Raw genomic sequence first — 6,661 nt, forward strand, 5'->3', positions numbered from 1 at the left:
GGTTTTACGCCAATAATCCACGCTATGCCATTGGCCGTGCTTGAACCCAACCTCTGGGTAGGTGCCGATGTGGGTGAACCCGAGTGCTTCATGGATACCTATACTTCCTGCGTTGGGTAAGGCAATGCCGGCATAGGCTGCATGAATCCCCTGTTTCTCTAGACTGGTAGAAGCTGCTGATAAAAGCGCACGACCAACCCCTTTTCGGTGCACAGCCGGATCAACATACACGGTGACATCCGCCGACCATCGATAGGCTTCTCTCGCTCGATGCTCGCTTGCGTAAGCGTATCCAACGACGTTGCCCTCCACCTCGGCTACCAGATAGGGATGCGGCGGTAGTGTTGCGGTTATTCTTGATGCCATCTCATCAACAGTCGGTGGTATCAGCTCGAACGAGATGACTGAGTTCAAACCATTGGAGCATAGATAATCTGGATGGCAGGGGCATCAGATGGTGTAGCAACCCTCACTTTGTAATTCATGTCTTTCCTTACTGCCCCTTTTAAAAAAAAATCGCGTTTTGAAAAGGCTGAACCACCTTAAGGCCTAGCCCTTCAGGATGTCGCGATAGGAACGTGAACTACGCCTTGAGCGGGCTTACCGCATCCACGAACCGTAGAGAGCATCGTTCAGTGAATTGTGAGCTTTTGCTCATGGGGACTAGGCTGCGGGATATCCACGACAACGTCTTTAGCACCGAGAACCTTCGCCAGGAACAGCGCCGTTAACCCACCGAAAAACTGCGCGATGATGAACAGCGCTACGTCTGACATCCGTATCCCCGAGAATGTATTGGTGAACACGCGAGCAATCGTCACCGCCGGATTCGCACTTAAAAACCAGTCGGACCCTACGCATGCGCTTCAAGTTTAAATCATGCCGCCCGTCAGGAGACACATGCGAAGATTCGTTGTAAATAGGAGCCACTCATCGGTGGGTATGTGCCGCAGAAATATTTTTTTGAAAAAAAATACAGACATTACAGAATTGTAATTCTTCAATCATCTCCCTGTTATCTTCAAATTGCAACGATACAAGTCGGCGACGATACGAAAGCGCAACGCGCTTTCCGTAAACAATAATTCCAGCCGAAGAACTTACTAGTTCTGCCAAACCTAAGGAGTGATTAATGGATAACAATACAAAATTCTCAATGGCCGCTTTAGCGTTGGTTGTCAGTTCTGGGCCTTCCATGGCATTCGCAGAGGAAAAGACTGGGGGATTTATCGAAGATAGTAGTCTTTCCGTGCTAAATCGAAATTTCTACTTCAATCGTGACCATCGTAACGGGCAATCAAGCCCCACAGGCAATGGTTATTCAGAGACTTGGTCGCACGCGATCATCAGTAAATTTGAATCCGGTTTTACTCAAGGCACTGTCGGTGTGGGCGTCGATGCTTTCGCGATGATTGGGTTGAAGCTTGATACGGGTGACGGTCGAAATGGTGGTCGTAGTTCGTTCGATGTACTGCCTGTCAATGGCGATGGTGAGGCTCGAGATGAGTACACAAAAGTCGGTGGGGCAGCAAAGGTTCGCGCTTTTGACACAGTAGTGAAAGTTGGTGATGTTTTTCCAGCGAACCCCGTCGTGGCTTCTGGCGACTCAAGACTACTACCCGAAAGTTTCCGCGGTGTAACCGCGACCAATACCAGCATTGAAGGACTGACTGTTCAAGGTGGTCGCCTGCACGCCATGAGCCAACCAGTCTCCAGCAATATGCGCGACAACTTCGCGACATTCTATGCAGGGCCTGTTAATTCACCTTGGGTAGGCTATTTCGGCGGCGACTACAACGTTAACAAAAATATCATCGTTAGTCTCTATTCCAGTCGCCTCAAAGACGCTTGGAATCAATACTATGCGGGCACGGGATTGAATTACTCACTGTCTGATCAGCTTTCTGTATTCGGTGGCGTGAATTACTACAAGGCCGTTGATGAAGGAAAGAAACTGCTGGGAGAATTCGACAACAATATTTGGAGCGCTAAAGTTGGCGTGAAGTATGGTGCGCACTCACTTGCACTTTCTCACCAGCGAAATAATGGTAATGACGACTTCGACTATCTGCGTCAGTCGGACTCTATCTTTCTCGACAACTCGATCCAATACAGCGATTTTAACTCGCCAAAAGAACGTTCGTGGATGGTTCGCTACGACCTCGACATGAGCTCGTACGGCGTACCAGGCCTGTCGTTTATGACACGTTATGGTCGCGGCACCGACGCTGACTATTCCAACGCTAACGCAACATACATGAGGCGCGATGCAGACGGGAACCCGTTGACAGATCAGAAACGTTGGGAGCGCGACATTGAGGTGAAGTACGTCGTTCAGACAGGTTCCTTGAAAGATATGTCTTTCCGCTTGCGGCAAGCGAATACTCGCGCAACCGCTTTTGAATCGGATCTGGATGAGGTCCGTGTGATTGTTGAGTACCCACTCGCCATTCTGTAATACCTAAACGGGAAAATTCTCGGTTCTTCTAAATTGTCCCATTTTTGATTGAAAATTTCAAAATTGTAATTTTTCAATCATCTCCACGTTAACTAGGATTGCTTATAGTGAGTGGGAGTTATTAGGAATCTAGCTAGCGCATCTGGTTAGATCTCTACAGACAAGTAGCAAGCCTGTGAAAATCTGGAAACTCATTGTTGCTCAGTTAAAGCTACAATTTCACCTTTAGAAGCTCCTTCGGAAAAGGGTGAATTTTTTAAGACGTCCCTCGGGACGTCTTTTTTATACCTGTTCGAAGCGAATCTAAAAAACGCCCGATTCCTATTTTTCATATCAGTCGAGCGTTATAGATTGTTCAGATAGTAGGATAGCTACTAGCCACCACGTTTGCGACACTCTCCAGCCACAGTGTACCTAATCGTATTTAGCTGCCCATTTGAATCTTCATAAGTCATGGCGGCTGGCACCACCGCGCAGACTTTTGCAGGCCGCACCACACTGATCACTTTCACAACATCCATCTTCATTCCGTACTCGTATTGTTTCGCTACAGGTGCGCTTTTCCCTTGGCTAATAGCATACTGCTCCATAGCTTTAGCATTAGCCGCCATCATTTTCTCAAAGGTTTTGTCTCCTCCCCCTTCAGCAGAGACAAGAGAGGATAACGCCAGAGTTCCAGCGAGAGTAATAATGCTCATGAATTTCATATTGAGTACCTCATATATTAACAGTTACCAGAATATCAACTAGAACATTGCGTAGGTGTGGCGCCAGGATTACCGATGTCCAATCTGCCATCCAAAAAAAACCGCAACCGGAAACCGGAAGCGGTTTTTTTTATTCAGCGTACTGCTACATTTACATTTCATCAGTCTCATCTTTAGCATCACTTGACACTACTGGCTCGATTTTTCCTTCTTTAGCCACGTACTTCTCCATTGCTAGATCATTTGCGACCATCATTTTCTCAAAGGTTCTGTCTCCGCCACCTTCGGCTAAAGCAACTGAAGAAAGGACTAAAGCACTCGCAAGAGCAAAAATTTGAGCAATTTTCATACTGACACCTCATCTAGTTGACACTCTTAGGGTATCAATTCGAACCTATCAACACGGTGGCGCCTAGATTACAGATTCGTTATGTTGCGCACATAAAAAAGCCCCCCATCGAATCTCGATAGGAGGCTTTGAGAAAACTAAATTATATGGATGCTATTTTGTCGTCTTTGGTTTCTTCCTCGTCTCGGCGGTGCACCCATTGATAAAGAGCAGGCAGTATCAGCAGAGTCAACACAGTTGAGGATAGGATTCCCCCGATTACTACGGTAGCTAGGGGTCTTTGAACCTCTGCCCCCGTTCCGGTTGCCAGTGCCATCGGAATAAACCCAAGAGAGGCCACGAGAGCTGTCATCAACACCGGACGTAAACGTGTGAGAGCCCCTTCATTAATTGCGGAACTTAAAGAATGTCCTTCCTCGCGTAGATTACGTATGAAAGCGATCATCACCAGACCGTTTAGCACCGCCACTCCCGACAACGCGATGAAACCAACACCTGCCGAGATCGATAGCGGGATGTCTCTCAGCCATAAAGCCATGACACCCCCTGTCAATGCGAACGGAATACCAGTAAACACCAGTAGGCCATCCTTGAGGTTGTTGAACATCATGAACAAGAGTGCGAACACCAGAAGCAGGGCAACCGGCACTACAATCTGTAGTCGCTTGGCAGCGGATTGGAGCTGCTCGAACTGCCCTCCCCAAGTGGTCCAGTAACCGGATGGGATTTGCACTTCCTTATCAATGGCGCTACTGGCCTCCTGTACAAAAGAGCCGATATCACGCCCACGCACGTTGGCGCTGACGATCACCAGACGCTTGCCGTTTTCTCGGCTGACCTGGTTAGGTCCCAACACTAGATCGAGGGTCGCCACCTCTGAAAGAGCTATGAATCCGATCTGGTCAGCATTGGTGTTGAGCAACGCCGGTACCGGGATTAGCAATGTGGACAATCCCTCGAGATCCTTACGCATCGCGTCGGATAAACGCACCACCATGTCAAATCGGCGGTCTCCCTCATACATCGTACCGGCTTGTCGACCGCCAACTGCCACCGCAATGGTGTCTTGCACGTCGCCTACGTTGAGTCCGTAACGGGCGGCTTTGTCGCGGTCGATGTTGATGGTCAGTACCGGCAGTCCCGACGTTTGCTCAACTTTGACCTCGGAGGCACCATTGATCTTCAGCATTGATGCGGCGATTTTTGCAGCGGTGCCGTTGAGCACCGCCATGTCATCACCGAATACCTTGACCGCCACATCACTACGTACGCCTGAAATCAACTCGTTGAAACGCAGTTGAATAGGCTGAGAAAGCTCATAGTTGCTTCCGGGCATCGCAGCTGCAGCTTTTTGAATATCGTCTATCAATGCCTCCCTTGATTTATTCGGATCAGGCCATTGACTCTTCGGCTTGAGCATCACATAGCTGTCAGAAATGTTTGGAGGCATTGGATCGGAGGCAATTTCGGCAGTACCTGTACGACCAAACATCCGTTTGACCTCCGGTACTTTTGCCAATACCAGGGTTTCAAGGCGTTGCTGCATCTCTACCGATTGCGTCAGGCTGGTACCTGGGACACGCAATGCTTGCAACGCGAAATCGCCTTCGCTGAGACTCGGCACAAACTCACTACCCATCCGACTTGCGACCACACCGCATATTGTGATCACGCCTAATGCCATGGCGAATGCCAACGATCGATGGCCCATGACCCAGTCCAAAGCTGGAGCATACATCCGGCGGGCGCCACGCATGATGACGTTTTCTTCTTCCTTGACCTTGCCGGTCACGAACATCGCAATCGCAGCAGGGACAAAAGTTACTGACAACAACATCGCCCCCAGTAAGGCGATCACTACGGTGAAGGCCATCGGGTGGAACATTTTTCCTTCGACGCCAGTAAGCGCAAAAATCGGTAGGTACACGACCATAATGATCAACTGACCGAAAATTAATGGTCGGCGTGCTTCCTTGGCAGCAGCGAATACTTCGTGAAAACGTTCAGAGCGAGTGAGGATGCGCCCGTGGTGTTGCTGCGCATGGGCCAAACGCCTGATGGCGTTTTCAACAATTACCACCGCACCGTCGACGATGATGCCAAAGTCCAAAGCCCCAAGGCTCATCAGGTTGGCGCTAACTTTATTGGTAAACATGCCGGTGAATGTGAACAACATAGCGAGCGGGATAACCATGGCAGTGATCAGCGCTGCACGTATATTTCCCAAGAACAGGAATAGAATCGCAATCACTAGGATTGCACCTTCGATCAGGTTCTTTTTTACCGTGGCAATCGCCTTGTCCACAAGATTGGTACGGTCATAGACAGTGACTGCTACAACCCCTTTTGGCAGTGAACGGTTGATTTGCTCAAGCTTGTTGGCAACGGCCTGCGCCACGGTGCGGCTGTTCTCGCCGATTAGCATGAACACTGTGCCGAGCACCACTTCACGACCGTTTTCGGTCGCTGCTCCCGTGCGCAATTCACGGCCGATATCCACGGTTGCAACATTCTTCACACGTATTGGCGTACCGTCGACATTGGCCATGACGATATTGGCGATATCGTCGGTGGTTGCTACTTGACCAGGTGCACGAATCAGTAACTGTTCGCCGCTGTGCTCGATGTAACCGGCACCGACGTTAGCGTTGTTGCGCTCCAGCGCTGTAACAAGGTCAGTCAGCGTGAGCTTGTAAGCGGCCAAGCGTTTTGGATCGGGCGCAATCTGATACTCCTTGGCAAACCCGCCAATGGTATTGATTTCGGCGACCCCAGGAACATTGCGCAGTTGAGGCTTGATGATCCAGTCTTGAATCACCCTCAGGTCGGTCGGCGTATAGGGACTGCCGTCCTCCTTGACAGCCCCCTCTTCAGCCTCGACCGTCCACAGGAAAATCTCACCAAGACCGGTTGAGATCGGTCCCATGACAGCTTCCACACCTTCTGGCAGTTGCTCTTTGGCCACCTGTAATCGTTCGTTGACCAATTGCCGAGCGAAGAAGAGGTCCGTGCCCTCTTTGAAAATAACAGTAACTTGCGACAAACCCGAGCGTGACAGCGAACGAGTTTGTTCTAGAGCCGGTAAACCAGCCATTGCTGTTTCGATGGGGAACGTGATGCGTTGTTCGGTTTCCAGTGGTGAAAAAC

5 protein-coding genes and 1 pseudogene are annotated in these 6,661 nt (G+C 49.7%); 1 reads left to right on the forward strand and 5 read right to left on the reverse strand.

The features are described 5' to 3' along the window. Positions 1-485, reverse strand: a pseudogene (locus HT737_RS29825) (arsinothricin resistance N-acetyltransferase ArsN1 family B); the annotation flags it as partial. 147 nt (positions 486-632) lie between these two features. Next, the gene (locus HT737_RS29830) at positions 633-806 is read right to left on the reverse strand and encodes a hypothetical protein (protein ID WP_230679402.1); all 174 of its coding nucleotides are present in this window, start codon (positions 804-806) and stop codon (positions 633-635) included. A 326-nt stretch (positions 807-1,132) separates the two neighbouring features. Between HT737_RS29830 and HT737_RS29835 the strand changes: the two genes are divergently transcribed. Continuing rightward, on the forward strand, positions 1,133-2,458 hold the full coding sequence (locus HT737_RS29835) for an OprD family porin (protein ID WP_042561899.1): 1,326 nt from the start codon (positions 1,133-1,135) through the stop codon (positions 2,456-2,458). Positions 2,459-2,832: 374 nt separating this feature from the next. On the opposite strand, the gene HT737_RS29840 is transcribed toward HT737_RS29835, so the two are convergent. From HT737_RS29840 to HT737_RS29850, 3 genes are all read right to left on the reverse strand, one after another. After that, entirely contained in the window at positions 2,833-3,165 is a 333-nt protein-coding gene (locus HT737_RS29840) for a DUF2790 domain-containing protein (RefSeq protein WP_042561900.1), read from the reverse strand. Positions 3,166-3,316: 151 nt separating this feature from the next. Continuing rightward, complete coding sequence (locus HT737_RS29845; protein ID WP_042561901.1) at positions 3,317-3,514, reverse strand: co-regulatory protein PtrA N-terminal domain-containing protein; 198 nt, start codon at positions 3,512-3,514, stop codon at positions 3,317-3,319. Positions 3,515-3,656: 142 nt separating this feature from the next. Further along, on the reverse strand, positions 3,657-6,661 hold a 3,005-nt coding region (locus HT737_RS29850), incomplete at its 5' end, for a CusA/CzcA family heavy metal efflux RND transporter (RefSeq protein ID WP_182404614.1).

It is taken from the genome of Pseudomonas sp. MD195_PC81_125, from assembly GCF_014060985.1.
Taxonomy (GTDB): domain Bacteria; phylum Pseudomonadota; class Gammaproteobacteria; order Pseudomonadales; family Pseudomonadaceae; genus Aquipseudomonas; species Aquipseudomonas parakoreensis.